At 68.3% G+C, this 24,096-nt stretch carries 25 protein-coding genes and 1 tRNA gene; 10 read left to right on the top strand and 16 right to left on the bottom strand.

All coding sequences use genetic code 11. The annotated features are described in order from the left end of the window. Nucleotides 1-6 precede the first annotated feature (6 nt). On the top strand, nucleotides 7-618 hold the full coding sequence (locus tag HUN08_RS16625; RefSeq protein WP_124248059.1) for a DNA-3-methyladenine glycosylase I: 612 nt from the start codon (nucleotides 7-9) through the stop codon (nucleotides 616-618). On the opposite strand, the gene HUN08_RS16620 is transcribed toward HUN08_RS16625, so the two are convergent. From HUN08_RS16620 to HUN08_RS16610, 3 genes are all read right to left on the bottom strand, one after another. Further along, complete coding sequence (locus HUN08_RS16620) at nucleotides 596-826, bottom strand: DUF167 domain-containing protein (protein WP_124248058.1); 231 nt, start codon at nucleotides 824-826, stop codon at nucleotides 596-598. The genes HUN08_RS16625 and HUN08_RS16620 overlap by 23 nt on opposite strands. Beyond that, the gene (locus HUN08_RS16615; RefSeq protein WP_301546779.1) at nucleotides 823-2,205 is read right to left on the bottom strand and encodes a hypothetical protein; all 1,383 of its coding nucleotides are present in this window, start codon (nucleotides 2,203-2,205) and stop codon (nucleotides 823-825) included. The genes HUN08_RS16620 and HUN08_RS16615 overlap by 4 nt, the downstream gene beginning before the upstream one ends. Nucleotides 2,206-2,374: 169 nt before the next feature. Next, entirely contained in the window at nucleotides 2,375-2,794 is a 420-nt protein-coding gene (locus tag HUN08_RS16610) for a helix-turn-helix domain-containing protein (protein ID WP_124248056.1), read from the bottom strand. A 127-nt stretch (nucleotides 2,795-2,921) separates the two neighbouring features. Between HUN08_RS16610 and HUN08_RS16605 the strand changes: the two genes are divergently transcribed. After that, nucleotides 2,922-3,800, top strand: a complete 879-nt coding sequence (locus tag HUN08_RS16605) for a zinc-binding dehydrogenase (RefSeq protein ID WP_124248055.1) — start codon at nucleotides 2,922-2,924, stop codon at nucleotides 3,798-3,800. Here the strand turns inward: HUN08_RS16605 and HUN08_RS16600 are convergent. Further along, the gene (locus tag HUN08_RS16600; RefSeq protein WP_124248054.1) at nucleotides 3,794-4,741 is read right to left on the bottom strand and encodes an NAD(P)/FAD-dependent oxidoreductase; all 948 of its coding nucleotides are present in this window, start codon (nucleotides 4,739-4,741) and stop codon (nucleotides 3,794-3,796) included. The genes HUN08_RS16605 and HUN08_RS16600 overlap by 7 nt on opposite strands. A gap of 78 nt (nucleotides 4,742-4,819) precedes the next feature. On the opposite strand from HUN08_RS16600, the gene HUN08_RS16595 reads away from it, so the two are divergent. Next, nucleotides 4,820-5,377 (top strand): helix-turn-helix domain-containing protein, encoded by a 558-nt coding sequence (locus HUN08_RS16595; RefSeq protein WP_124248053.1) that lies wholly within the window; start codon nucleotides 4,820-4,822, stop codon nucleotides 5,375-5,377. Here the strand turns inward: HUN08_RS16595 and HUN08_RS16590 are convergent. The 4 genes from HUN08_RS16590 to HUN08_RS16575 are packed head-to-tail and all read right to left on the bottom strand — an operon-like array spanning nucleotide 5,334 to nucleotide 9,873. Further along, a complete protein-coding gene (locus HUN08_RS16590) occupies nucleotides 5,334-6,263 on the bottom strand; it encodes a sterol desaturase family protein (protein WP_124248052.1) in 930 nt (309 codons plus the stop codon). The genes HUN08_RS16595 and HUN08_RS16590 overlap by 44 nt on opposite strands. A gap of 47 nt (nucleotides 6,264-6,310) precedes the next feature. Further along, entirely contained in the window at nucleotides 6,311-7,051 is a 741-nt protein-coding gene (locus HUN08_RS16585; protein WP_124248051.1) for an AraC family transcriptional regulator, read from the bottom strand. A gap of 22 nt (nucleotides 7,052-7,073) precedes the next feature. Next, nucleotides 7,074-8,549, bottom strand: coding sequence for an aminotransferase class V-fold PLP-dependent enzyme (locus tag HUN08_RS16580; protein WP_124248050.1), 1,476 nt, complete (start codon nucleotides 8,547-8,549; stop codon nucleotides 7,074-7,076). Beyond that, nucleotides 8,539-9,873, bottom strand: a complete 1,335-nt coding sequence (locus tag HUN08_RS16575) for an MFS transporter (RefSeq protein WP_124248049.1) — start codon at nucleotides 9,871-9,873, stop codon at nucleotides 8,539-8,541. Before HUN08_RS16575 ends, HUN08_RS16580 begins: the two co-directional genes overlap by 11 nt. A gap of 318 nt (nucleotides 9,874-10,191) precedes the next feature. Between HUN08_RS16575 and HUN08_RS16570 the strand changes: the two genes are divergently transcribed. Then, on the top strand, nucleotides 10,192-11,463 hold the full coding sequence (locus HUN08_RS16570) for a lipase family protein (protein ID WP_124248048.1): 1,272 nt from the start codon (nucleotides 10,192-10,194) through the stop codon (nucleotides 11,461-11,463). A 379-nt stretch (nucleotides 11,464-11,842) separates the two neighbouring features. Here the strand turns inward: HUN08_RS16570 and HUN08_RS16565 are convergent, their stop codons facing one another. After that, on the bottom strand, nucleotides 11,843-13,003 hold the full coding sequence (locus HUN08_RS16565) for a CdaR family transcriptional regulator (protein WP_165353476.1): 1,161 nt from the start codon (nucleotides 13,001-13,003) through the stop codon (nucleotides 11,843-11,845). Nucleotides 13,004-13,144: 141 nt separating this feature from the next. On the opposite strand from HUN08_RS16565, the gene HUN08_RS16560 reads away from it, so the two are divergent. From HUN08_RS16560 to HUN08_RS16545, 4 genes are read left to right on the top strand one after another with little or no spacing between them, the layout of a single operon-like run. Further along, the gene (locus tag HUN08_RS16560) at nucleotides 13,145-14,878 is read left to right on the top strand and encodes an aldehyde dehydrogenase family protein (RefSeq protein ID WP_124248046.1); all 1,734 of its coding nucleotides are present in this window, start codon (nucleotides 13,145-13,147) and stop codon (nucleotides 14,876-14,878) included. A gap of 36 nt (nucleotides 14,879-14,914) precedes the next feature. Next, on the top strand, nucleotides 14,915-16,456 hold the full coding sequence (locus HUN08_RS16555) for a GMC family oxidoreductase (protein ID WP_124248045.1): 1,542 nt from the start codon (nucleotides 14,915-14,917) through the stop codon (nucleotides 16,454-16,456). Nucleotides 16,457-16,496: 40 nt separating this feature from the next. Continuing rightward, the gene (locus HUN08_RS16550) at nucleotides 16,497-16,874 is read left to right on the top strand and encodes a hypothetical protein (RefSeq protein WP_124248044.1); all 378 of its coding nucleotides are present in this window, start codon (nucleotides 16,497-16,499) and stop codon (nucleotides 16,872-16,874) included. Between the two features lie 43 nt (nucleotides 16,875-16,917). Beyond that, the gene (locus HUN08_RS16545; RefSeq protein ID WP_124248043.1) at nucleotides 16,918-17,124 is read left to right on the top strand and encodes a hypothetical protein; all 207 of its coding nucleotides are present in this window, start codon (nucleotides 16,918-16,920) and stop codon (nucleotides 17,122-17,124) included. Between the two features lie 39 nt (nucleotides 17,125-17,163). Here HUN08_RS16545 and HUN08_RS16540 read toward each other — a convergent pair whose 3' ends face one another. From HUN08_RS16540 to fucP, 5 genes are all read right to left on the bottom strand, one after another. Next, nucleotides 17,164-17,634, bottom strand: a complete 471-nt coding sequence (locus tag HUN08_RS16540) for a hypothetical protein (protein ID WP_124248042.1) — start codon at nucleotides 17,632-17,634, stop codon at nucleotides 17,164-17,166. A 95-nt stretch (nucleotides 17,635-17,729) separates the two neighbouring features. Continuing rightward, entirely contained in the window at nucleotides 17,730-19,385 is a 1,656-nt protein-coding gene (locus HUN08_RS16535) for an alpha/beta hydrolase (RefSeq protein WP_124248041.1), read from the bottom strand. Between the two features lie 11 nt (nucleotides 19,386-19,396). Continuing rightward, nucleotides 19,397-19,711 carry a WXG100 family type VII secretion target gene (locus tag HUN08_RS16530; RefSeq protein WP_165353475.1) on the bottom strand — a complete coding sequence of 105 codons (315 nt, stop codon included), beginning with the start codon at nucleotides 19,709-19,711 and terminating at the stop codon, nucleotides 19,397-19,399. Nucleotides 19,712-19,834: 123 nt separating this feature from the next. Further along, nucleotides 19,835-21,124, bottom strand: a complete 1,290-nt coding sequence (locus HUN08_RS16525) for an ABC transporter substrate-binding protein (RefSeq protein WP_301546778.1) — start codon at nucleotides 21,122-21,124, stop codon at nucleotides 19,835-19,837. Then, nucleotides 21,121-22,458, bottom strand: a complete 1,338-nt coding sequence (gene fucP, locus HUN08_RS16520; RefSeq protein ID WP_301546777.1) for an L-fucose:H+ symporter permease — start codon at nucleotides 22,456-22,458, stop codon at nucleotides 21,121-21,123. The genes HUN08_RS16525 and fucP overlap by 4 nt, the downstream gene beginning before the upstream one ends. A gap of 86 nt (nucleotides 22,459-22,544) precedes the next feature. Here fucP and HUN08_RS16515 point away from each other — a divergent pair, with 86 nt between their 5' ends. Then, entirely contained in the window at nucleotides 22,545-23,282 is a 738-nt protein-coding gene (locus HUN08_RS16515) for a DUF1361 domain-containing protein (RefSeq protein ID WP_124248039.1), read from the top strand. A 178-nt stretch (nucleotides 23,283-23,460) separates the two neighbouring features. Here the strand turns inward: HUN08_RS16515 and HUN08_RS16510 are convergent, their stop codons facing one another. Next, complete coding sequence (locus HUN08_RS16510) at nucleotides 23,461-23,613, bottom strand: hypothetical protein (protein ID WP_165353474.1); 153 nt, start codon at nucleotides 23,611-23,613, stop codon at nucleotides 23,461-23,463. 10 nt (nucleotides 23,614-23,623) lie between these two features. Between HUN08_RS16510 and HUN08_RS16505 the strand changes: the two genes are divergently transcribed. Continuing rightward, the gene (locus tag HUN08_RS16505) at nucleotides 23,624-23,953 is read left to right on the top strand and encodes a hypothetical protein (protein WP_124248038.1); all 330 of its coding nucleotides are present in this window, start codon (nucleotides 23,624-23,626) and stop codon (nucleotides 23,951-23,953) included. Nucleotides 23,954-24,009: 56 nt separating this feature from the next. Here HUN08_RS16505 and HUN08_RS16500 read toward each other — a convergent pair. Next, a tRNA-Gly gene (locus HUN08_RS16500) sits at nucleotides 24,010-24,080 on the bottom strand. Between the last annotated feature and the right edge of the window lie 16 nt (nucleotides 24,081-24,096).

Below are 24,096 nucleotides of genomic sequence, written 5' to 3'. Positions count from 1 at the left end.
TTCGGCATGGAGCCATTCGTCGCACCCGACGGCGATCCGCGCTGCGCGTGGGCGGGCGGCGCGCCGGAGTTGCTGGCCTATCACGACGCCGAGTGGGGGTTCCCGGTCGGCGACGACGTTCGGCTGTTCGAAAAGATCTGCCTCGAGGGATTCCAGTCCGGGCTGAGCTGGCGGACCATCCTCAACAAGCGCGACAACTTCCGAAGCGCGTTCGCGGGTTTCGATTTCCACCGGGTGGCGGAGTTCGACGAGGAGGATGTGGCGCGCCTGCTGACCGACGCCGGCATCGTGCGGCATCGCGGCAAGATCGAGGCCGTGATCAACAACGCCCGCCGTGCCGTGGAACTCGAGGCGGCCGAGGGCTCGCTGGCCGCCTACATCTGGCGGTTCGAACCCGCGCCCGGCGAGGTCGGGGTGCCGCAGTCGAAGACCACGTCGGCGACCTCGACGGCGCTGTCGAAGGACTTGAAGAAGCGCGGCTGGCGATTCGTCGGGCCGACCACCGCCTTCGCCTTCATCCAGTCGATGGGATTGATCAACGATCACCAGCGCGAATGCACGACGCGCGCCGACGTCGACGAGGCACGCCGCGCGTTCACCCCACCCGGAAGCGCTTGATCCGGCTCGTCGCACCGCCGACGAGCACGACGCGGCTCTTCGGTACGCCGAAGTGTTTGGCGAGGAGTTCGCCGACGGCCTTGGTGGCCTTGCCCTCGGTGGCGGGTTCGCGCACGTAGACGGTCAGCGCACCGTCGTCGTCGGTCTCGATCCGCGGTCCCCGACGGCTGTTGGGCTTGACGGTCACGACGACGATTCCTTCACTCACCAGTGCACGATGCCTTTGCGTTTGCGGTTCGGGCGCTGCACGTTGGGACCGGTGCGGTCCTCGTTGAGGCACACCGAACGCAGCACGTTGTGGAAGACGACGAGGCCGTAGAAGTTGGGCGCGGTCAGGATACCGGTGCTGCGGGGGATCAACCCGCCGGGCACGTCGACGTTGATGAGCTGACTGAGCAGACCGGCCGACTGGTCGGCGGCACCCAGGCTCCAGACGGCCTCGACGACGTGGGCGGTGAGCGAATACGCGTAGTAGGCGGCGGTCAACGACTCGGACACGGTGAGCTCGGACAACGGCACCGTCTCGTTGAAGTCGAGGCCGTCGAGGTGGTTGCGGTTCAGGCCGATCAAGGCCTCGATCGGCGCACCGCCCACATACGGGATCATGTAGGAGACCTGCGAGATCACCCACTCGGCCGTGTTGAAATCGGCCGGGTCGGTGGGTATCCAGTTGTGCTTGAGCCGGGTGTTGCGCATGAACAGGTCGACCTGCCCGACGACGTTGCGGATCTGCGGCGCCATCGGCGGATTGGTCGCCTGCAGGAAGGTCGAGGTGCGGCTCACGATCCGCGACAGCGGCAGGGTGCCGATGTGACGGCAGTTCTGCGCGTCGGCCACCGACACCTCGTCGGCGACGTCGCGCAGCATGGGCGGTACGGCCCACGCGAAGCGCAGATCCTTCTGGAGTTTGCCCGCGCGCGCCTTCTCGTCCTTGGTCACCGAGGCGATGCAGGCGAGCGTGAGGTTCACCGACATCCGCTTGTAGAGCTGACTGATGCCGACGACGCCCAGCATGATCGGGATGGACAGGAGGGTGCCCAACCCGATCGGCCCGATGTCGAGCAGCTTGGGCACGCTCTTGCGGAAGATGGTCGCCGGGACCAGCACGGTCACGTACAGATAGAGGTAGGCGGTCTCCACCGCCTGCGCCAGCGACAGGTCGTCGACCGCGATGCCGTGACTGGTCTCGCCGTTGCGGATGTGCACCAGCTGCGTGACGATCATCTGCGAGATCGGATCGCGGTAGCGCATCATCGGGTCCTCGTCATAGGCACCCAGGTCATACGGATGATTCGAGACCCAGAGCGTCGACACCTTGAGCTTGCGCATGTCGGCACGGGCGCGGGCCTTGATGGCCGGCGCGTCCCGTTTGATCGACGCGGGCAGGATCGGCACGAAGGAGTCGAAGATCGAGTCGAAGATGACGCCGAGAGTGGCGAAGCGCGAGCCCACGCACTCGGTTTTCGCCGCCGGACTCAGGTGGCGCGGGAAGGCGGGCGACGGTGCCGTCGTCGGCGCGGCGAGCGCCAGGGGCGCCTGCCCGCCCGCGGTCGAGATGCCCACGGTCAGGCACAGCGCCGCGCACACGCCAAGCACCCATCGGTGGTGAACCCGCATCTGGAATATGCCCCGCTCGTCGTCGCGACCGTGACCGGCCCGTGATCTGACTACACCCTAGATCCGATGGCGTCCGATATGGACGGATCGGGGTGAAATCCGATACCGCTCACGGTGTCACGACGGGGGCGCGCGGAACCTACTTGGAATCGGCCGGAGCGGAATGCTCGTCGTCGTAGCGTTCGCGTGCGGCGAGGATCTCCCGGGCGCAGGATTCGGACCATGTCTTCACGTCGACGATCAACGAGTGCAGCCCGCGGCCCAAGTCGGTCAGCGAGTAGGTGACCGAGACCGGCACCGTCGGCTCCACCGAGCGGTTGACGATTCCGTCGCGCTCCAGGTTGCGCAGCGTCTGGGTGAGCATCTTCTGACTGACCCCGGCGATCTGCCTGCTCAATTCCGCGTAGCGCATATCCCTTTCGCCCAGTGCGCAGACGATGAGCATCACCCACTTGTCGGCGATGCGCTGCAGGACCACGCGGCTCTTGCAGTTGGCCAGGTAGGCGTCGAATCGCACCTTCTCTTCCGCGCGGCGCTGTGCGGCGGTCATGGTCGGCATGGCTCACACCTCTCTGCTAGTTACGCACTTTCAGGTGCCTACTTCCCAATAGAGAGTTCCTGCCCGATCGTAGTGCTGTCAACCCGGAGAGTCTTCGGAACCGCTGATCGAAAGGAAACCCATCACCATGCGCGCCATCGTCGCCACCCCGCCCGCCCCGGCCGTCGTCGCCGACGTCGAGGCACCTCGACCTCGTCGGGGAGAAATCCGGCTGCAGACCATCGCATCGGCGCTCAACCCGGTCGACGCGCAGGCCGCGGCCGGGGTCTACCACGACCTCGGCTGGGTCCAGCGCCCGACGGTCGGGGTCGGCTGGGATGTCACCGGGAAGGTCGTGGAGGTCGGTGAAGGGGTCGACGGCATCGAGGTCGGTGACGTGGTCGCGGCGCTGTTCGGCGGGGTCGACAAGGCGGTCGGGACCCATGCCGAGCAGGTCGTGGTGCCGGCCGACGCGACCGCCCCGGTCCCCGCCTCGCTCGACCCGGTGGCCGCGGCCACCGTCGGCCTCAACGCGCAGACCGCGCGGCAGGCCCTGGCACTGCTGGGGGAGGGGCGCGGATCGTTGCTCGTCACCGGTGCCGCCGGAGGCGTCGGCGGGTATGCGCTGCCGCTCGCCGTCGCCCTCGGATTCGACGTCACCGGGTTGGCTCGCGAGACCGATCGGGAGTTCGTCGAATCCACCGGGGCCGCCTTCGCCGACCGCGCCGACGGGCACTACGACGCGGTACTCGACGCCGCCGTGTTGGGCGACCTCTCGGCCGTTCGCGACGGCGGACGCTACGTCGGCGTGATCCCGCCGCAGACCCCGGAGTCCGAGCGCGACATCGCCGTCGACGCGGTGATGGTCGCCCCCGACGGGGTCGAACTCGCGACGTTGCTCGGCCTGGCCGCCGACGGGGTGCTCGCTCCGCGCATTGCCGAGACGATCGGTCTCGACGAGGTGCCCGCCGCATTGGCGGACCTCTCGGCCGGTGGCCGCCGCGGGCGGGTGGTGGTCACCTACTGAGGATCGGCCGCGGCGGAGTCGAATTCGCGGGTGACCAGGGACATGTTGACCATGCCCCCGGTCATCGCCGCGGAGCCGATCGACATCGGGACCGTCAGTGCCGGGTTGATGACGTTGCCGACGGCGTACACCAGCGGGTGGCTCGTCTTCCCGAATTCGTCGACGGCGATGAAGCTGCCCACCGGGTTGTCCGCACGGTCCAGATCGAGGGCGGCCAGGAACTCGTCGTTGGGCCGGGCCCGCGGCCCGGCGAACAATGCGTCGACTTCGACGACTTGGCCGTCGGCCAGGCGAACACCCGAAATCGCGTCGCCGTCGCCCAGGATCTCGACGACCGGCTCCTCGACGATCCGCACGCCGCGCGAGCGCAGTCGCGCGCGAGTCGCCGGATCGATGTCGATGCCCGCGTCGCCGCCGATCCCGCCGGCGAAGACGGTCAGGTCGCTGCTCCACTGGCGGATCAACTGCGACTGGTGCAGCGACATCGGCGACATTGCGAGCACGCCCAGCCGTTTGCCGCGGACCTCCCATCCGTGGCAGTACGGGCAGTGCAGCACGCCGGTGCCCCAGCGCGGTGCGAAGCCGGGGAGGTCGGGCATCACGTCGGTCAGGCCCGTGGCGACCACGAGTGCTCGACCGGTGGCGGTCTCGCCGTCGTCGAGTGTGACGGTGACGCTCTGCTCGTCGGCGGCGACCGTCGTCACCCGGCCCGTGCGGATCGTCACGTCGTAGTGCGCGACGTCCTCGCGGGCCCGCCGCAACAGGTCGGCGGGGCTCTCGCCCTCCCAGCCGAGGACGCCGTGCATATGCGCGGCGAACCGGTTGCGCGGCTGCCCGTCGTCGATCACGAGCACCCGCCGCAGTGCCCGGCCCAAGAGCAGTGCCGCCGACAAACCGGCGGCACTGCCGCCGACGACGATCGCATCCCATGTTTCACTCATGCCTCCCAGTGGACCGGCGGGAGGCCAATATCGCAAGTAGTATTGCGGAATTGGCAAGACTGATCCGAAGGGGTGACGATGGGCGACGAGATCAAACAGGTCGGCGCGCGGCTGCGGGCGCTGCGCAACGGTCGCGGGTGGACCCTCGACGACCTGGCCGGGCGGGTCGGGATGTCGCCCAGCACGCTGTCGCGGTTGGAGGCGGGCAAGCGCGCACCCAGTCTCGATCTGCTGTTGCCGCTGACCAGGCAGCTCGGAATCGGGTTGGACGACCTGGTGTCGCCCACCGTCGCCGATCCGCGCGTGCACCGCGAACCGATCCGGCGGCACGGGATGATCCTGCACCCGCTCGCCTCGGAGTCCTCGCCGGTGAAGACCTACAAGATCCACTACCTGCCGACCGAGGGCGGGCCTCCCGAACCACGCGTCCACGACGGATACGAGTGGCTGTACGTGATGTCGGGGCGGTTGCGCCTCATCCTCGGCGATCAGGATCTGGTGCTGACCCGCGGCGAGGCCGCCGAGTTCGACACCCGGATTCCGCATGCGATGTGCGCGGTGGGCAAACGTCGCGCCGAGGTGTTGAGCATCTTCAACGACGCCGGCGACCGGATCCACACGCATACGCCGGAGTAGCGAGTCGCTCGCGCAGCGACCGGCGGGGCAGCGGCTGCATCGGGCCGCACGCGCCGGCCGCGGTGAACGGCACGACGAGCTGCTCGCCGTATGCGGTCGGGTAGTCCGGCTTGGCGGCCATCCCCAGGTCCGCGGTGGCGAAACGACGATCCGGGTCGTAGACGTAGGTGCCCGCGAGGTGATCCCACAGCAGCGTGAAGAGGCCGAAGTTCACGTCGCCCTCGCCGGCGTCGCGCAGGTGGTGGAAGCGGTGGCCGGAGTTCAGGGCGAGGATCCGGCGCGCCGGGCCGACGCGGTAGTCGGCGTTGGAGTGCTGCATCAACAGCTGCACGGCCACGCAGACCGACAGGGCCGAGGCCACCGACACCGGCATCCCGACGACGAGCAGCGGTGCCACCCCGCCCAGCATCTCCAGGGTCTGGTGCAGCGGATGCTTCATCAGCCCGTTGAGTCCGTAGCACCGGGTCACGCTGTGGTGTACGGCGTGCAGCCGCCACAACCATCCGTAGCGGTGGCTCGCCATGTGTACCAGCGTGATGCCGAGATCGGCGACGAGTATCGCGATCAGTACCTGCACCACGAACGGCAATCCGCCGGGCCACCAGGTATGCGGACCGCGCAGTGCGGCCAAGACCGGGATGGCGGCCACGCTGATCAGGATCATAGACTCGTTGACGAAGACGTGGATGGCGTCGCGCAGCGAGTCGTCCTGCGAGTGGTTCCACTCGTCGCGGTAGGGGATCAACCGTTCCACGGAGAACGAGGCGACGATCGCGACGGCGACGGGCAGCAGCAGGAGCGCCTTGGGGGCGCCCGACGCGGCGAGCCAGATCGCGGTGCCGTTGACGCCGACCAGCATGAACAGGGGGTATCCGTAGCGAAGCATGCGCCCAAGTCTGTGCCCGTCGGGCGGCGAAGGCTTGAACGGATCGATCAGATCAGCGTGAGGCCGGCGGTCAGCGCGAGTGGCGACAGGCCGAACATGGCGCTGCACACGCGGCTCGCATGCGCGCCGTCGGCGAATCCGGCGCCGTGGGCGGCGTCGGTGATGTTCGCTCCGGCGCCGATCAGCCGCGCGGCCTCGCGCAACCGTTCCCAGCGCAGCCAGGTGTTGAAGGACATGCCCAGATCGCGGCGCCACAGTCGGCTCAGGTGCGACGCGGAGACCCCCGTCTCGGCGGCGATGCCGGCGAGCGTCGGGGATTGTGCCAGCGCGACGACGGTGCTGCGCTGCGCCGCGGTGACGTAGGGGTGGATGTGGGCGCCGCGGCCCAACCCGACGAGGTGCCCGGCCAGGCGGGCGGCGGACTCCTCGTCGACTATGCTGCGCGGGTCTATGGGCCAGTCGTCGATCGGTGGCACCGCCGTCGACGGGCCGTCGGCGATCGCGGCCCCGAGTCCCCGGCCGGCAGCCGAATCCACGTCGAGGTACACCGACGCGCCGCGTGCACCCGCGCCGACCGGGCTCGTCCGATGCGTCACGCCGCTGGGGATCGCGAGGAGTCGGGTGGGCCCCAGGGATCGTCCGTCGGCGAGGGTGACGGCGATCGTCGACGATTCCTCCGCGCCGATGAACAGTTGATGGGCGGCGTGCGCGTGCATCGAGGTGTCGCCGACCTCGCCCCAGAAGACGATGGCCCCGCTTCCCAGCCACGCCTGCCCCGACCACTGCACGAGGGGAATGTACAACGGGGGGTCAGAGAGGATTCGTGTACAGCGCGAGGAACTCGGTCAACATCTTCGCCGTGACCGATCGGGGCAGGGCCGCGACCGCCGCGACCACGGCCGGCATGTCCAGCTCGCCGTCGCCGTGCGGGTCGATCCCGGCGGCGCGAAGGAATTCCGCGGTCGTCTCGCTGGGGAGGGACAGCAGGTCGTCGAGCGAGACCGCTCCGGTCGTGATGGCCGCGGCGAGATCGGCCAACGCCTCCGGCGCGGGCGACGGCGGTAGGCCGCGCGCCGCCTCGGCCCCGCGCACCAGGGCGCGGGCGAGGTCGTCGACGACCCGCTCGGTCACCGGGGTGACGGTCAGGTGGGTGGTCGCGGGCAGCGACGAGCCGTCGGGCTGGACGTAGCCGGGCTGCAGTTGCAGGGCGAAGCCCTCGTCGGCGACCGCGCGCGCCCACCGGTGCGGGTCGACCGGGGAGGCCGACGCCGGGTCGGTCGCGACGGCGAAGACCGGGCCCACCGGGTCGCCGAAGACCCGCAGTCCGTCGATACCCGCGACGACGTCGCGCAACGCGGCGGTCGCGCGGGCCGTCGCGGCGACGAGATCGGTGAAGCCGTCGGTGCCGAGGAAGCTGATGATCGCCCAGGAGGCGGCGAGCCCGGCGGCCGAGCGAGACCCGAGCAGCGTCGGGTTGACGACGGGATAGCCGGGCCAGTCCGTCGTCGCGAAATACTGGGCCCGGTGACGGTCGCGATCGGCGTGCAGCAACACCGAGGCGCCCTTGGGGCTGTAGCCGTACTTGTGCAGGTCGGCGGACAGGCTGGTCACGCCCGGCACGCGAAAATCCCACGGCGGCAACGGGTCCGGCCACCAGGCGAGGGCGAATCCGCCGAGGCAGGCGTCGACGTGCAACGCGATCTGGCGTTCCCGGGCCAGTTGTCCGAGTGACTCGATCGGATCGAGTGCGCCGGTCGGGTAGCCGGGGGCGGAGGCCACGACGAGGAAGGTGTCCTCGCGCAGGGCGTCGGCGACGACCGCCGGGTCGACGGCCGTCGTCACCGGGTCGACCGGGACCCGGATCTCCTCGACGCCCAACACGTGGGCGGCCTTGGTGAACGCCGCGTGCGCGGTGGTGGGCACGACGATGGATCCGCGATCGGCGTGCGAATACTCGCGGGCCGACAGCACCGCGAGCAGACAGCTCTCGGTGCCGCCCGAGGTCACCGACCCGACGGCGCCGGGGCCGTGAAAGGCGTTGCGCGCGAAGGTAATGACGTCGCGCTCCATCGTCGCCACCGAGGTGAACACGGTGGGGTCGAGCCCGTTGACCGGCTGCACCTCGCGAATCGCGGCCGCCGCCAATTCGTCGAGTTCGGCCCGCCCGGAGTCGTAGACGTAGGACAGAATCGTGCCGCCGTGCGACGGGGCGTCGCCGGCCCGCAGCTCGCGCAGTCGGGCGATGACCGCGTCGGCGTCGCCGGCGAGCGGTGGCTCACTGCTCATCGGGGCCGCCTTCCGGGATCGGCTCGGCGTAGCGCCGCAACAGGATCAGGCTGCCGGCAACGAGGAGCGCCGGCACTGCGGCGAAGCCTACCGAGATACCGAGGACCGCGGAGTGGGGTTGGACGCTCGTCGTCGTGGCGCCCGCCGGTGTCGAGACATAGCCGGTGGCGGCGAGGACGATCAGGAAGACGGCGGGGCCGAGTGCCAGGGCGATCGTTTCCGCCGCCGTCCACAGCCCGGACAGCGATCCGCCCGACGACGTGTCCGTCCGACGGTCGTGTGCGTTAAGGACGTCGGGCAGCATCGCCAGCGGGAAGGTCTGCATCCCCGCGTAGCCGACGCCGGCGACGGCGACGGCGGCGTAGACCCACGGCCCGCTCCACCAGATGGTCCCGAGCAGGGCGGCCGACGCCACCGCGAAGAGTGCGGCCGCCACCCGCAGACCGGCGAGTTTGCCGCGTCGGGCGCCGAAGCGGTACCAGAGCGGCATCACCACCAGCGCGGGTGCGACGAGGGAGACGAACAGCCACTGCAATGCCGAGCTGCGGCCGAGTACGTGGGTCGCCAGGTATTGCGCGCCGGCCAGCATGACAGCGCTCGCCAGTGCCTGCACCACGTAGACCGCCACCAACCGGCGATAGCCGGAGTCGATCCGCAGCGCGGTGAAGGCGTCGCGGAATGACGCGGACGACTCGGTTGCGGCATCCGCCGGACCGTCGATGCCGCGCCGGGGAGCCGTGCGACTCGCGAGGACCATCCCGGCGCTGATGAGCAGCCCGGAGCCGAGCGCCATGACGAGGTATCCGCGAGACCCGCCCACGCTGTCGCGCAGCGCCGGTCCGCCGGCGCCGAACAGCAGAATGGCGGCGGCGAGCACCGCGATGCGAACGGCGACGAGGCGCGTCCGCTCGTCGTAGCTGTCGGTCAGCTCGGCGGGCAGTGCGACGTAGGGCACCTGGAAGAAGGCGTAGGCGATCGCCGTCGACGAGAAGGCTGCGAGCACCCAGACCGCGGCCGGCGGCCAGCCGATCCCTGTCGGCGCGGCGAAGGTGAGGACGAACAGCGGGGCGAATGCCAGCGAGCCGACGAGCATGTCTCGCCGTCGGGAACCGGTGCGACTCAGCTGCCGATCGCTGCGGGCGCCGATCGCCGGGTTGACCGCGACGTCGAGCAGTTTGGGGATCAGAACCACTCCGGCGGCGGCCACCGCCGGGACGCCGAGCGAATCGGTCAGGTAGTAGGCGAGCACCAGGCCGGGAAGGACTCCGAAGCCGCCCGTCCCGACGCTCCCCAGCGCGTAGCCCGCGACGACAGTCCGACGCATGCGATGCAGTGTGCCAGCCGCCGTCGGGCCGCCGCGCCCTTTCCCTCAGGCTGCGCGGAACCGCTGCTGGTGTGTGACCGCCGTGTTTCCGGTGCTTTAAGGCAGATGAGGCAAGTTATTACAATTCGATAACGTTTGATAATCCGAGTTTCCCAATGGAGTGTTCACGATGAATAAGGCAGCAGTTCAGAGCGGATTTTCGAGGCCGTTCGCGGGTGGTTCCACTTGGGCTGGTCACGATTAGAAATATTGCATTAATTGCGGATTCCCCGAATCATTGTTCTGCATTGCAGACGGCTACTCGAGTCAAGGGGAATCATGTCGGTCAAGACTTCGCGCACGGCAGCGCTCATCCGAGCGGCGCTGGTAGGCGTGACGGCATCATCGCTGGTAGCCGGGGTCTGGGGGGTATCACCGGCACTCGCGGCTCCCGGTCGCGGCATCGTGGCGCCCGACCCGGCCGCCCTCCCGACGCCGTTGCCCGACCCGTTCTACGCCAAACCGGCGAACCTGGACAAGACGCACAATGGCGATATTCTCGCCGTGCGCGGCCGCCCCACTCCGGCGGGATTTTTTGACATCCGCACGTATCAGATCAAATTCCGCAGTTCGGATTCTTTGGGCAATCCGATCGCGGCGATCACCACCGTGATGGTGCCCAATCGGCACGCGCTGAACGGCCCGCTTCTCTCCTTCCAACACGTCATCAACGCCACCGGGCTCGAGTGCGCCCCGTCGCAGGCGTTGTGGACCTCCGACCCCAACCTGCAGATCCGCGAGGCACCGGGCCTCAACGTCGCGTTGCAGCGCGGGTGGACGGTCGCGATCCCCGATCACCTAGGTCCCCGCAGCGCCTACGGCGCGGCGAAGCTGGGCGGTCAGATCACGCTCGACGGCATTCGCGCCGTGCGGCACTTCAAGCCCGCCGGCGTCGCACACAGCCGCATCGGTCTCGCCGGCTACTCGGGCGGTGGGATGGCCACCGCGTGGGCCGCGGCGCTGCAGCCGACCTACGCCAAGGATCTGAAGCTGGCCGGCGTCGCGTACGGCGGGGTGCCGATGGACCTGATCAAGATGGCCGAGGGGCTGGGGTACGACCGGCCGCACCCGGCGTTCGGGCTCGCGTTCGCCGCGGCCATCGGGCTGTCGCGCGAATACCCCGCAACCCTGCCCATGCGCGCCCATCTCACCGGGCTGGGCCACACGATGTACCGCGAGATGCGCAACGCCTGCACCAATGACATCCTGCGGATCGGCGCCATGCACGACGCCAAGCAGGTCGCCACGGGCGGACGCCAACTGTTCGACGACAAGGCCGGGCGCCGGGTCGTCGAGGAGAACAGCCTCGTGTACTACCGCGGGGTGCCGAAGACGCCGGTGTTCGAGTGGCACAGCCCGACCGACGTGCTGATCCCGGTGGCGTCGATCGACGCGACCAACCACCGGTACTGCCGCGCGGGCACCCCACTCGTCTCGCTGCTCACCCCGTCGCCGGATCACATGAGCGCCGCGGTGATCGGCATCCTGCCGGCCTTCGCCTTCCTGCAGGACCGCTTCGACGGCAAGCCGCCGCCGAGCAACTGCCGCTGACACTGACTCGATACGTCCGTCTCTGCTGGTGGTCAGGCGCTCTGGTGGGTGGTCTGGCGATCTGGTGGGTGGTCTGGCGATCTGATGGGTGGTCTGGCGATCTGATGGGTGGTCAGGCGATCTGATGGGTGGTCGAGTGGATCCGAGCCGCTAGGCGAGGAACCGTATCGAGACCCGACCCCGACCACCGTCGGATTGCGTTGGTCTCGATACACCGACTCGGCTAGCGCCTCGTCGGCACTCGACCACCGTGGGACGGCTCGACCGCCGCTGACTGCTCGGATTGCGTTGGTCTCGATACACCGACTCGGCTAGCGCCTCGTCGGCACTCGACCACCCATCATCGGGCCTACTCGACCACCGCCGGACAGCTCGGCGTCTACGCCGAGATCTCGGCCGGGCTCACGTGGCTGCGGACCAGGACGGCGATTCCCAGGGCGACCACATCGGATGGTCGGGCCACCGAACGACCCGTGAGCGTCTCGACACGACGCAGTCGGTAGAGGACCGTGTTGCGGTGACAGTGCAGCCGCTGCGCCGCCGCGGCGGTGGAGCCGTCGACGTCGATCCACGCGGCCACCGTGTCGAGGAGGACTTCACGATCGTCGGCGGGCAGGCCGTCGAGGCCGGCGAGAATCTGGTCGGCTGCCTCCGTCGACGCGCCCGGCGTCGACACGAGGAGGGTTTCGACCGGGCGCTCGCCGTAGCGCACCACACCGGCCCCGTCGCGTCCCGCGCTGCGCAGCGCCACCGTGGCCTGGCGGGCGGCGGCGGGTGCGTCGGAGAGGAAGGCGAACTCCGCGCTCAGGCCGAATCGCCCAGCTCCGTTCGGGACCCAAGCCTCCGGTTTCCGCTGGCCGGACAGGTCGGCGATACCCATTCGCAGACCGCCGCGGTCCACCCATTGCACCAGCTCGTCGTCGTGGTCGAGGCGCCTGCCGTGGTTGTGGGGCCGCTCGTCGGACTGCCGGTCGGTGGCGACGACGACGAACCGCGCGGGTTCCGACAAGCCCAGGACGCCCGCGGCGTACTCGCGGCTCGGCGCGTCGGCGACACCGTCGAGAAGCTCCAACGCCGCGGAGATGCGCGCCTGCGCCGCCCACCGACCGCGTGATTCGGTGACCTCGCGGTGCGCCTCGGCCGCTGCCGTCGAAAGCTGGTCGAGGAAGGACCAGACCTTGAGACCGACGTCGAAGTAGTCGCCGTCGGCGTCCTGGACGCGCAGGTTCCCGACCTCGTGCCAGAGTGTCAGCCCCGCGATCCGGTAGGCATGCAGCACCCCGGCGAGCGAGATGCCGAGTTCCGCCTTGAGTGCGCCGACCCGTCGCGCGGGTGTCAGGTCCAGCGGGCACCCGTCGAGGGCGACCAACAGGGCGACGACATTGTCCTTGGTGACCGCGTCCAACAGATCCCGCGGAACGGTCCGTTCCGCGTAGGTCTCGTCGGCGGCCAGGATCTCGTCGGTGATTTGGCGCGTCATGGCGTCGGGGTCGAGAGAGGCGAAGATGCTCGGCGCGGTGGGCAGGCTTTCGCTGGTCATGGCATGACTGTAGACCTCAATTGTGCCGCTGCACAGTCCCGGCGTCGTAGATCTGAGCACTCGCCCATACCCTTCGGGAGTGATCGGGAACACAATGGAGACCGAAGAAGGTCCCATCGTCGTGAATGGCAGGAGATTCCCATGACGAGCACCGCCCCGGCGCCGACCGGCGTCGACACCGACCGGCTCGACGCCGCGATCACATCGCTGCGCACCGGTATCGAGAAGTGGGCGGGCATGTCGCTCGCCGAGCGCGCCGCCTTGGTCGGCGCCACCCACGAGGCGATCGGCCGGGTCGCGCAGCGCTGGACCCGCACCGCCACCGACATCAAGGGCATCGCCCCGTCCTCGCCGCTCGTCGGCGAGGAATGGCTGTCCGGTCCCTACGCGACGCTCGCCGGTTTCGGCACCGTCGCGCATTCCCTCGCCACGTTGGCCGATGGCGGTTCGCCGCTGGCCGGGGTGAAGCCGAAGGCGGTGGCGGGCAATCGGCTCGCGTGGCCGGTGCTGCCCCTCGGTATCCGGGAATCCCTGCTGTTCAACGGGTTCTCCGCCCAGGTCTGGACCCTGCCCGGGGTCAGCGAGGCAGAGGTCCGCGAGGGCGTGGGTCTGGGTGCGCTGCGACCCGGTGAGTCCAACGGGGTCGGCCTGGTGCTGGGCGCCGGAAACATCACCTCGATCGGCCCGCTCGACGTGCTGTCGGAGTTGGTGGCGCACAACCGATCGACGATCCTGAAGATCAACCCGACGTTCGCCAACCTGCTCAGCGCGTATCGAGGCGCACTCGCGCCGCTGATCGAAGCGGATCTGGTCCGCGTCGTGCAGGGCGGCGCCGCGGAGGGCGAATACCTCTGCAACCACGACGGCATCTCCCACGTCCACATCACCGGCAGCATCGTGACGCATGACGCCATCGTGTGGGGCCGCGGCGCCGATGCCGACCGTCGACGCAAGGCCGGCGAGCCGCTGTTGACCAAACCGATCACCAGCGAGTTGGGCGGGGTCTCGCCGATCATCATCGTGCCCGGAAAGTGGTCCGCCGCCGACCTGCGCTTCCAGGCCGAGAACGTCGCCACGATGCGGCTGCACAACGCCGGGCACAACTGCATCGCCGGACAGGTCGTCGTGCTCAGCAGTGGCTGGGGGCAGCGCGAGGAGTTCCTGGCGGAGCTGCGCAAGGCGATGGCCAAGATCCCCAACCGCACGCCGTGGTACCCGGGCAGCGACTCCCGGCTGGCCGGGGCGCTCGCCGACGCGGCGGGTGCGCACGAACAATCGGAGACCTTCGCCGACGGCAACCGCGTCCTCATCCAGGTCGAGGCCGGGTCGGACGCCCCGGTGGAACGGACCGAGTACTTCGCGCCGGTACTCGGCGTCGTCGCGCTGGACGGCGACGCGCAGGGCTTCCTCGAGCGCGCCGTCGACTACGCGAACAACGAGCTGACCGGAACGCTCGGCGCCAACATCCTCGTCGCACCCGCCGAGCACAAGAAGCTGGGCCGGTCCTTCGGCGAGGCCGTGGCCAACCTGCGCTACGGCTCCATCGGCATCAACGCCTGGACCGGCCTGGCCTTCCTCACGCCCACCGCGACGTGGGGAGCCTTCCCGGGGCACACCCTCGACGACGCGCAGAGCGGAATCGGCACGGTCCACAACGGACTGCTGATCCCCGACGTCGAGCGGACCGTCGTATCCGGGCCGTTCCGGCCGTTCCCGCGGTCGGTCGTCGGCGGGGAGCTGGCACTGTTCCCCAAGCCGCCGTGGTTCGTGACCTCCCGGTCGGCCGGCAGCACGGGGAGCAAGCTCAGCTCGTTCGCCGCAGCGCCGTCGTGGCTGAAACTGCCGGGCATCTTCGCGTCGGCCTTCCGCGCCTGACCCCCGCCACACCAGAATCTCTCGAGAAAGAATCCGATGAGCGAGACCTTTGACTACATCATCGTCGGTGCCGGTTCTTCCGGCGCCACCCTGGCCAACCGGCTGACCGAGGATTCCTCGGTCCGCGTCCTGCTGCTGGAGGCGGGGCCGGAGGCGAAGAGCCCGAACATCGCGATCCCGGCCGCGTTCGCCAAACAGTTCAAGACGGATCTGGACTGGAACTACGAGACGACGCCGCAGCCGGGCCTCGACGGTCGCACCGTCTTCTGGCCGCGCGGCAAGGTGCTGGGCGGGTCGTCGGCGATGAACGCCATGATGTGGGTGCGCGGTTTCGCCGCGGACTACGAGAAGTGGGGCGAACTCGCCGGTGCGGACTGGGGATGGTCGGCGATGAAGCCGATCCTCGACGCGACGAAGATCAGCGTCTCGCCGCAGCGTGATCCGCGCGAGCACACCTCCCGGTTCCTCGACGCGGTTCGGGAGGCCGGCTATCAGGTGGAGGACGCCAATGCCGATGAGCCGCAAGGGTTTTCGCAGACACTGGTGACACAGCACAACGGCCTGCGCGACAGCGCGGCCAAGGCCTATCTGACCCCGGTCCGCAAACAGCGCAAGAACCTGACGATCCGCACCGGCGCGCATGTGACGCGCGTGCGATTCGACGGTAAGACCGCCACCGGCGTCGAGTACGTACACGACGGCGCCACCGTCGTCGCCGATGCCGCGCGCGAGGTGATCCTCTGCGGCGGCGCCATCAACACCCCGCAGCTGCTCATGCTCTCGGGCGTCGGCGACCCCGAACAGCTGAAGCAGCACGGGATCGACGTCGTCGCGGCCGCGCCGGAGGTCGGTGCGAACATGCGCGACCACCTGGTCAGCCTCCTGGCCTTCGGCGTCGACAGCGGCACCCTGATGGATGCCGAGGGAATCAGCCAGCTGGCTCGATTCCTGTTGCGACGCAAGGGAATGCTGACGTCCAACGTGGCCGAGGCGTACGGCTTCGTGCGCTCCGACCCGTCGCTGGCGCTGCCCGACCTGGAGATCATCTTCGCGCCCGTGGCCTACGTGGACGAGGGCCTCACCGGCATCCCCGAGCACGGCCTGACGATGGGACCGATCCTCCTGCAGCCGGCCAGCCACGGCGAGATCCGGTTGGCATCGGCGGATCCGTTCGCCAAGCCGATCATCGATCCGCGCTATCTGTCCGATGCCGACGGTCGTGACCGCGCGACAGTCCTCGCGGGGCTGGAGATCTGCCGGCAGATCTTCGAGTCGCCGAGCCTCAAAGCCGTCACCAACGGCAAGGTCGTCCGACCGTTCGGCGGCGCCACCATGACGCCGGAGGAGCTGACCGTCGCGGCGATGGAGCAGCTCTCGCACACGCTGTATCACCCGACGTCGACGGCGCGGATGGGTAGCGACGAGAAGTCGGTGGTCGATCCCGCGCTGCGGGTGCGCGGCGTCGAAGGGCTGCGCGTCGCCGACGCATCGGTCATGCCGGAGATCATCCGCGGGCACACCCATGCGCCGTCGGTCGCGATCGGGGAGCAGGCGGCCAACCTGATCAAGGCCGGCTGACCGGGGCGTCCACACAGCTTCGCTCCGTACCCTCGCCGGGGTGAATCAGGTTTCGCGTATCAGCCTCGTCGGCGTCATCGTCGGGATCGTGGCCGCGGTGCTGTCGGCCGGGGCGGCGAACGCCTCGGCGCACGGCCACCGCTTTGCGTGCCACAGTGACTGGCGGGGCGACACCGCGTGTATCCGTGCGACGCGGCACGGGGTCTCGGCGCACGGGCGGGACGAGTATCCGGGCGCGATGGTCTACCTGTCGATCGTGCACGCGCGCGACGGGCGGGTGGTCGCGGGGCCGGTCGGGGGCCGTTCGCTGCGCGTCTCGCTACCGCCCGGCCGCTACTACGCGAACTACTACGTGGCCGCCACCGACATCGGTCAGGGCGACGCGCAGACCGACAGCCCGGTCGTCAAGGCCCGCTGACGGTCGACCGACCCGTCGCGTCGAGTCGCCTACGATCGGGTCTATGAAGACTCGTACCCTGATTGCCTCTGTCTCCATCGTCGGCGGCCTCTTCGCCGGTCTGGCCACCGAGGCGCATGCCTCGACCCCGCGTCTGGGCGGGCATTGCTCGCTCAGCGAGAACGGCAGGATCGCTCACCAGGGCGGCGTCAAGCTCCGCTGCACCAACACCGGCGGGACCGGGATGAAATGGGTGCGCACCGTCGTCTGACGGGCGCGTCGAACTGATCCCGACGACCTTCGCGGTGATCTATCGCGAGCCGTCTCCGGTCGATTCGATCAACCGTGGCATGGGGATCGCGTAGTCGGCCAGGCGTCCGTTGTAGCAGGGCGACGTGGCGACGACGGTCGGTGAATATGCAGGGTCGTTGAGCACGGCCTGGAGGCGATACCCGTCCGGGGCGGAAGCGAAGCGATTGGGCTTGGGAAAGTCGTCGCGTTCGATGACCTTCCACCCCCAGGAACTCCAGATATCGCCGAGTTTGGCAACGGTCGCCTTGTAGTCGGTCCCCGGCAGGAGACGCATGTCGGCGTATTGGGCGAAGTCGACGGGCGCATCGGGGCCGTCGGCATTGTCGTCGCACGTCGCCGTGGTCCCGTTGGGGGCGTAGCGCGAGGAGTCGAGCGCAGTGCCCCGAGGGAAGGCGTCGACGGTGCGCTGAAACAGGGAGACGACGTGGTCTTGGACGTCGTGCTGGCTCGTTGGAGTTGGTGAGTTCATCGACTCTCCTGTGCTGTTGGGAGGTGTGCCGGCACACGCGGACAGCGGGAGCAGGGCTGCTGCGAGCGAGATGGCGACGCCCGCGAGGCGGCGGCTCATTTGTGGTGGTCGGGTTGATGGTTGGTCACGAGTTGTCCCATGTTCAGCAGGCCGGCGCTGCCCGGATCGAAGTAGCTGGAGTGCGCGTCGACGGACGGCAACCCCATCCAACTCCAGCCGGTGTTCGGACCCGGTGCGGAATCGAAGCGGTGCGCGCCGAAATCAGCGCTGCCGGTGGGCCCGGGGCCGAGCGTCGTGCCCTCCGCGTATTCGATGATGTCATTGTCGGCCCGCGACGCATATACCTGATCGGGGGCGTCGATGTGGAGATCGGCGGCGTGGTGCACCAACATCCCGGGACTGCCGATCGCCACGACGCGATCGACGTCGAGATGGTGGTCGCCCGAGGCCGCCGCCCCGACCATCGTCGAGCCGTAACTGTGACCGATGATCGAGTTGAACGAGCGCGGCCCCTCGTGCGAGATCCGCACACCGTCTTGGAAGCTGTCGAGTGCCGCGGCGCTGTCGGTGGCATAGGAACGGTGCGCGGCGTCGGCGAGGCTCATCGGCCGGTCGTATCCCATCCAGGTGGTGACGGCAACGTCGCCGGGGTGCAACGATCGATCGGCGCTCAGGGCGGATTGCTGGATGCGCAGCATCTTGTTGTCGTAGTTGTCCATCCGTGTCTCGTCGACGCCGGTGCCGGGCACGAACGTCACGTTGTCGCGGGCCGTGTCCGGGTTCCCGATCGACACGGCGGCATGCCCCTTGTCGTCGACCATGCCCAGGTATCGGTGATTGCCGTCGTTCTTGTTGACCGTCGAAAGCACCTGGTTGAGTCCGTCGAGCTTCGACTTCTCGGCGTTGTAGCGATCCTTCCAGTGCTCGAAATCCCATCGCTCCTTGTGATTGCCGCGATTGTGCGGATGAGTGTCGACGAAGGACTCCTTGCCCACCCAACTAGGGTGCTCCTTGGCCATGTCGTCGAGCCGTTTCTGAGCCTGTGACTGCAATTCGGTGAGGTGTGCTCGGTTGTAGTGATCACGGTCGACGAACGGCATTCCGTCGCGGTTGCCGATCGTGTGGTCTTTCGAATAGAGGTAGTCCTTCTCTTCCGCCGTCAGCTTCACCCAGAGGTCGTGGAACTGTCGCGGATCGGTCGGCAAGGGCTTGGACAGGGCATCTCGTATCTCCGGGCGCGAGTCGTGCAGGCCCGGTGGGATCGGCTTCTTGCCGCTGGCCATGTCGATCACCGCTGCCAAATCCGCGTCGACGGCATCGGCCCGTTCCAACATGCCCTTGACGGCCAGGCGCAGCAGCCCGGCGTCGATGGCGTACGTGTCGGCCTCGGGCCCGGTGGTGACGAGTGGGCGTACGTCGCCGGACTCGTCGATGACACATTTCATCGCCTGGGCGTTGGCCCGCAAATCGGCGAGTGTCTTCTTGACCGCGGCGATCTCGTCGGCGGCGTTCTGCGCCGCTTTGGCTACCGCGAACGACTCCTGACCGTGAGCGTCGAGGTCGGCGCGGACTTTGCCGATCGCTGCCTGCGAGGCTTCCGCGGCCTTGCCGTCCCACGTCGTGAAAGCGGGCAGTCCGTTGAGACCGTCGCTGGCGTTCTGTGCCGCGTTGCCCCTGCTGGTGGCGGCATGAAAGACCTCCAGCACCGCTCCCGGATCCCAGCGATCAACGTCGGCGATCGTGATTGTCACCCGGTCTCCGGTTAGCCCAGGTTCAGCGACGTCGTGTCGGCGCCGGCCTCGGCGATTGTCCGCGCCGTCGCGGTGTCGGTAGCGGCATAGTGGTGGCCGCTGGAGGTGAAGTGGTCTCCGTGTTGGGTCATCGTCGAATGTATGCCGGTGGTGAATTCGTGCCACGACTCGACGAGGCCGGTGAGAGCCGCACCCGAGGCCCCGACCCAGCCGGTATGCGCCTCTGCCGCGCGCGAGTTCGCCGAGGTGTGGGCCGCCAGGAGGTCTGCGGCGTGTTGATTCGTCCGGGATCCCGAAAGATAGAGGTCTATGGGGTCGACTTTCACGCCCACACGGTAACCGCCTGTAGGCCCGTTCGGAAGGTTCTGACACAAAGGACGTACACCGCGCTGAAAAGGGTGGGAGAAAGCGAATAGAGCGAATAAAACAGATCAAACGAACAAATTGGACTATCGGCCGCCGACTGGCGCGCTGGCGCCTGCGAGCTGAACGGTGTTGATGAACGCGCGCTTGTTCTTGTTCTTCGCGAAATCCTTCACGGCGCTGTAGAGGGCTTGCTGGAACTGGGTGTTCATCAGCTCGCCGTGGGCCATCGAAAGCAGAACCGAGTCGTTCCACAGTGCTGCCGACGCACCACGCTGATACGGCGAGAGCGCGGCGGTGTCGACGTCGCGGCGGACCGGGACCGAGCCCTTGACCTTGGTGAAGGCCAGCATCGTTGCCGGGTCGGCGACGGTCTGCAGGAACTTGAGCGCGTTGACGCCGTTGCGGGCCTGCCGGGCGGCGACGAAAGTGTCGACGATCGCGAGGTAGGTGTGCTCGGTGCCGGGGAAGGGTGCGTACCCGAACTGCTCGCCGTCGACGGCCCCGTCGGCGCTCAGCTCGCCGTAGACGGAGTCGTTCATCGACAGGTAGGCGCACTCGCCCTTCGCGAGCTTGCGCACCGCTTCGCTCCAGGTGGTCTGCGCGGCGTTCGGATCGGCCTGCGATCGGAATTTCCAGAAGGTGTCCAGGGCTTCGTGCACCTGCGGGCCGTCCCAGTTGAAGCGGTCGTCGGCGATCTTGGCCCATCCGCTGGCCCCGACGATCCCGAGCAGTGTGTTCTCGAAGAGTTCGACGAGGGTGAACGTGTCAGCGGCGCCCAGGCACAGCGGGGTGACGCCCGCCGCCGCGACCTTGTCCAGGTCCTGTGCGAGCCGCTGCTGGGTGTAGCCGGGGCCGGGGGTCGGGACGCCCGCTTTGGCCAACGCCTGCCGGTTGAACCACAGGTTGTTGCCGCGGTGTGCCCCGGTGGGCATGGCCCACTGCTTCCCGTTCCGGGTGACCGACTGAAGGATCGTCGGATTCAGCGTCGGACCGATCTTGGTCGACGCGAAGACGGAGTCGATGTCGACGATGCGGTTCGCCGCGGCCCAGCTGTCGACCGCCGAACCGGCGAGGCTCTGCCACAGGTCGGGCGGGTTGTTCGCCGCGAGTCGTTCGGAGAGGGCCACCTGTGCGTTGGCCCCGGCGCCGCCGACGACTGCCGCGTCGATGACGGTCACGCCCGGATTGGCCTTCTTGAACGCGTCGACGAGCACGTCGAGCGCGGGGCGCTCCGATTCCGACGACCACCAGGACAGCACTTCTACCTTGTCGGTCGAGTGGGTGTAGTCGCCGTTGTTGGCGGAGCAGCCGGCGAGCAGCGCTGCCCCGGCGAGGACGGCCAGGCCGGAGCGCAATCCGTTGCGGAGCCTCACGCCACCGCCTCCTTTGTGACGGGGCCGGGACTTGTCCGGCGGGGGGAACGTAGGTCGTAAACCGCGTACATCGCCACGACGAAGAAGCAGAACGCCGGGACGATGAACGAGATCGCCGCGCTGGTGTTGTCGAGGATGCGGCCCTGGATCATCGGCATGATCGCGCCGCCGACTATCGCCATGACCAGACCGGCCGCGCCGTACTTGGTGGCAGGGCCGAGGCCTTCGAGTGCGACTCCGTAGATCGTCGGGAACATCAGGGAGAGGCAGAAGGAGATGGCGACGACCGCGGCGACGCCTGCGGCGTTCGGCGATACGACGGCGAACAAGGCCAGGCCGACAGCGGCGGCCGCGAGTACGGCCATCACCTTCGTGGCGCGGACCTTGCCGATCACCCAGGTCATCACGAAGCGGCCGACGAGGAAGATGATCAGGCTGATCTGCAGGAGGTAGGCACCCATCTTCAGCGACCCGTCCAGCGACTGTTGGACGTACTGGATGATGAAGGTCCACGTGCAGGTCTGACCCGCGACGTTGAAGAACTGTGCGACGACACCGAACACGTAGCGGCGATTGCCCAGCAGGATCTTGGGCACGCTCTTGCCGGCGAGGTCGCCTTCGGGGAACTCTTCGACGATCTTCGGGGCCCGATTGATCGCGATGCTCACCGCGATCGCGATCAGCAGGAAGCCGAGGCCCAAGTAGGGACCCATCACCGCGCCGAGTTGTCCGGCGCGGACCGTTCGGGCCTCCGCATCGGACAGATTCGCGCGGTTCACCGGCTCGCTCAGCTTGGGCATGATGAACACCGCCGCCATCAGCACGCCGATATTCGTGCCGACGGGGTTGAACGCCTGGGCGAAGTTCAGGCGCCTCGTCGCGGTCGCCTCCGGGCCCAGGGAGAGGACGTAGGGGTTGGCCGACGTCTCCAAGATCGAGCAGCCCGCGGCGATCATGAAAAGCGCGATGAGGAAGGCGCCGAACGTCATGATGTGGGCGGCCGGGTAGAAGGCGAACGCGCCGAGTGCCGCCAACACCAGTCCGGTGAGCAACCCGACCTTGTATCCGAACCGCTCGTTGAGGAAGGCCGCGGGCAACGCCAGCAGGAAGTACGCGCCGAAGTACGCGAACTGCACCAGCGACGCCTGGAAGGTGCTCATCGAGAAGATCTGTTTGAAACCGGCGACCATCGGGGTGGTCAGGTCGGCCGCGATCCCCCACGCGGTGAAACACAGGATCAGGGCGATGAACAGGACCCATTGGTTCTTGCCGACGAGGGGTTGCTTCGCCGGTGCGCCGGAGCCGAGTGGTGGTGCATCTGTAATCTGCGTCACACTTGAGACGGTAGCGGCTCGCCCACCCTCGCCGGGCGAGGTCGCCAGTCTCGGTCATGCGACTTCGGGCGGGATACGGTGTGGCCATGACGACCGTTTCGCCTGATCTGCCCGCGACACGGCGACGGAGTTCGCCGCTTTCACTCACCGACCCGCGGATCGTGGTGCTGCTCGGGGCGTTGGCGGGCACGACCGTGCTCACCGTCGTGCTCGGTATCACCGATCCACGGGCGCCGCTGTCCTATCCGAGTCGTTTCCTGATCTGGAACCTCTTCCTCGCCTGGATCCCGGTGGTCTTGGCCCTCGCCTTCGCCGTCGTCCGGGGCCGGGGGTGGCTGATCCCGCTGGGCTTGGGCTGGCTGGTGTTCCTGCCCAACGCGCCCTATCTGGTCACCGACCTGGTCCATCTGCGCGAGGGATACGAGCTGTGGCGCCACGTGCTGCAATACGGGTTCGCCGCCTGGACCGGGATCGTGCTCGGCGTCGTTTCGATGCGGCTGGTGCACCGCCGGGTCGCCGCCGAGGCGGGCGCCGTCGTCGGCTGGCTCGTCATGGCGGCGACGGTGGCGCTGTGCGCGGTCGGCGTCGTGATCGGCCGCTTCCAGCGATGGAACTCCTGGGATCTCGTACATCGCCCGGACGACGTCGTCGCGGCCACCCTCGACTGGGTTCGGAATCCGTTCTCGTCGGTCCAGTCGACCGGCGTCGGGCTCGCCGTGGGGGCCTTCCTCGCCCTCGCCTACCTTACTTTCTGGGGTTACGAGGCGGTAGCCGCACCGCGCCGCGCACGGAGTGTCCGCGGCGGAGTGGGGCATTCCGCCTGAAGGCAGACCGTCAACCGTCCGATCTCCGCCGTGTTCACGCTTCCCGCCCACGCGCTCCCGAGCGCGCTTCCCGAGATCTGAAAACCGCGAGCATCAGTCTGGGACCGCTGGAAGGCATCTCCGTCGATTCAGTCACCGTGGGCCTAGCGCTTCACGATTAACCGCGACGGGCGCACCATCACTGGGTGAAGAACGTATCCGCAGTCGTCGTCACCGTTGTGGCCGCCTTGTCTGTGGGCACCTTGTCGGGAGTAGGCCCGACGCAGGCGCAGCCGCCGGTACCCGACCCAAACCAGCCGGCCAACGGGCGGTCGGCGCCGGGGTATCGCACAGAACGGACTGTGACGCCGCCCTATTCGCCGATCCAGGTGCCTCCGGTGATCGTCACCGGCGGCGGGAAGCGCTCGCGGACCGTCGTCTATCGCGCCTACCCGTTCCTGGCCGACTGGCTCCACCGGGCGATCGGACGGCAGCCCTGGGAAGTGCAAGGGTCGGCGCGCCTAAGCTATGTCGACCCGGTCAGCGGTCAGACCGTCGTTATCAATCCGAACGGCCATTGCGACTTCACCGACGGACGGCACCTGGGCGCTGGTCGCCCGTTGACGCCGATCGTCGTCGAGGCGGGCGGGTTCGCGGTGCAGATCTGGCCCCGGTTGCACCGACGACGTTGACTTCGGCAGACGCCTCGATCCGATTGCACATTGAGGCTCTGACCAGCATGTTTCGGAGCCGATGACGGGAATCGAACCCGCACTCTCAGCTTGGGAAGCTGATGTTCTACCACTAAACTACATCGGCATTAGATTTCTGACCT

This window comes from Gordonia sp. X0973, assembly GCF_013348785.1.
In the GTDB taxonomy this organism is placed as follows: domain Bacteria; phylum Actinomycetota; class Actinomycetes; order Mycobacteriales; family Mycobacteriaceae; genus Gordonia.
Note: the sequence above shows the minus strand (reverse complement) of the source record. Positions and strands in the feature narration are given on the sequence as shown.

What these genes read in the sequence shown, in the direction of transcription:
- HUN08_RS16625 (WP_124248059.1), top strand. Translation starts at nt 7, where the DNA reads ATGGAGCCATTCGTCGCACCCGACGGCGATCCGCGCTGCGCGTGGGCG.
- HUN08_RS16610 (WP_124248056.1), bottom strand. Translation starts at nt 2,794, where the DNA reads ATGCCGACCATGACCGCCGCACAGCGCCGCGCGGAAGAGAAGGTGCGA.
- HUN08_RS16605 (WP_124248055.1), top strand. Translation starts at nt 2,922, where the DNA reads ATGCGCGCCATCGTCGCCACCCCGCCCGCCCCGGCCGTCGTCGCCGAC.
- HUN08_RS16600 (WP_124248054.1), bottom strand. Translation starts at nt 4,741, where the DNA reads ATGAGTGAAACATGGGATGCGATCGTCGTCGGCGGCAGTGCCGCCGGT.
- HUN08_RS16595 (WP_124248053.1), top strand. Translation starts at nt 4,820, where the DNA reads ATGGGCGACGAGATCAAACAGGTCGGCGCGCGGCTGCGGGCGCTGCGC.
- HUN08_RS16590 (WP_124248052.1), bottom strand. Translation starts at nt 6,263, where the DNA reads ATGCTTCGCTACGGATACCCCCTGTTCATGCTGGTCGGCGTCAACGGC.
- HUN08_RS16580 (WP_124248050.1), bottom strand. Translation starts at nt 8,549, where the DNA reads ATGAGCAGTGAGCCACCGCTCGCCGGCGACGCCGACGCGGTCATCGCC.
- HUN08_RS16575 (WP_124248049.1), bottom strand. Translation starts at nt 9,873, where the DNA reads ATGCGTCGGACTGTCGTCGCGGGCTACGCGCTGGGGAGCGTCGGGACG.
- HUN08_RS16570 (WP_124248048.1), top strand. Translation starts at nt 10,192, where the DNA reads ATGTCGGTCAAGACTTCGCGCACGGCAGCGCTCATCCGAGCGGCGCTG.
- HUN08_RS16565 (WP_165353476.1), bottom strand. Translation starts at nt 13,003, where the DNA reads ATGACCAGCGAAAGCCTGCCCACCGCGCCGAGCATCTTCGCCTCTCTC.
- HUN08_RS16560 (WP_124248046.1), top strand. Translation starts at nt 13,145, where the DNA reads ATGACGAGCACCGCCCCGGCGCCGACCGGCGTCGACACCGACCGGCTC.
- HUN08_RS16555 (WP_124248045.1), top strand. Translation starts at nt 14,915, where the DNA reads ATGAGCGAGACCTTTGACTACATCATCGTCGGTGCCGGTTCTTCCGGC.
- HUN08_RS16545 (WP_124248043.1), top strand. Translation starts at nt 16,918, where the DNA reads ATGAAGACTCGTACCCTGATTGCCTCTGTCTCCATCGTCGGCGGCCTC.
- HUN08_RS16540 (WP_124248042.1), bottom strand. Translation starts at nt 17,634, where the DNA reads ATGAACTCACCAACTCCAACGAGCCAGCACGACGTCCAAGACCACGTC.
- HUN08_RS16515 (WP_124248039.1), top strand. Translation starts at nt 22,545, where the DNA reads ATGACGACCGTTTCGCCTGATCTGCCCGCGACACGGCGACGGAGTTCG.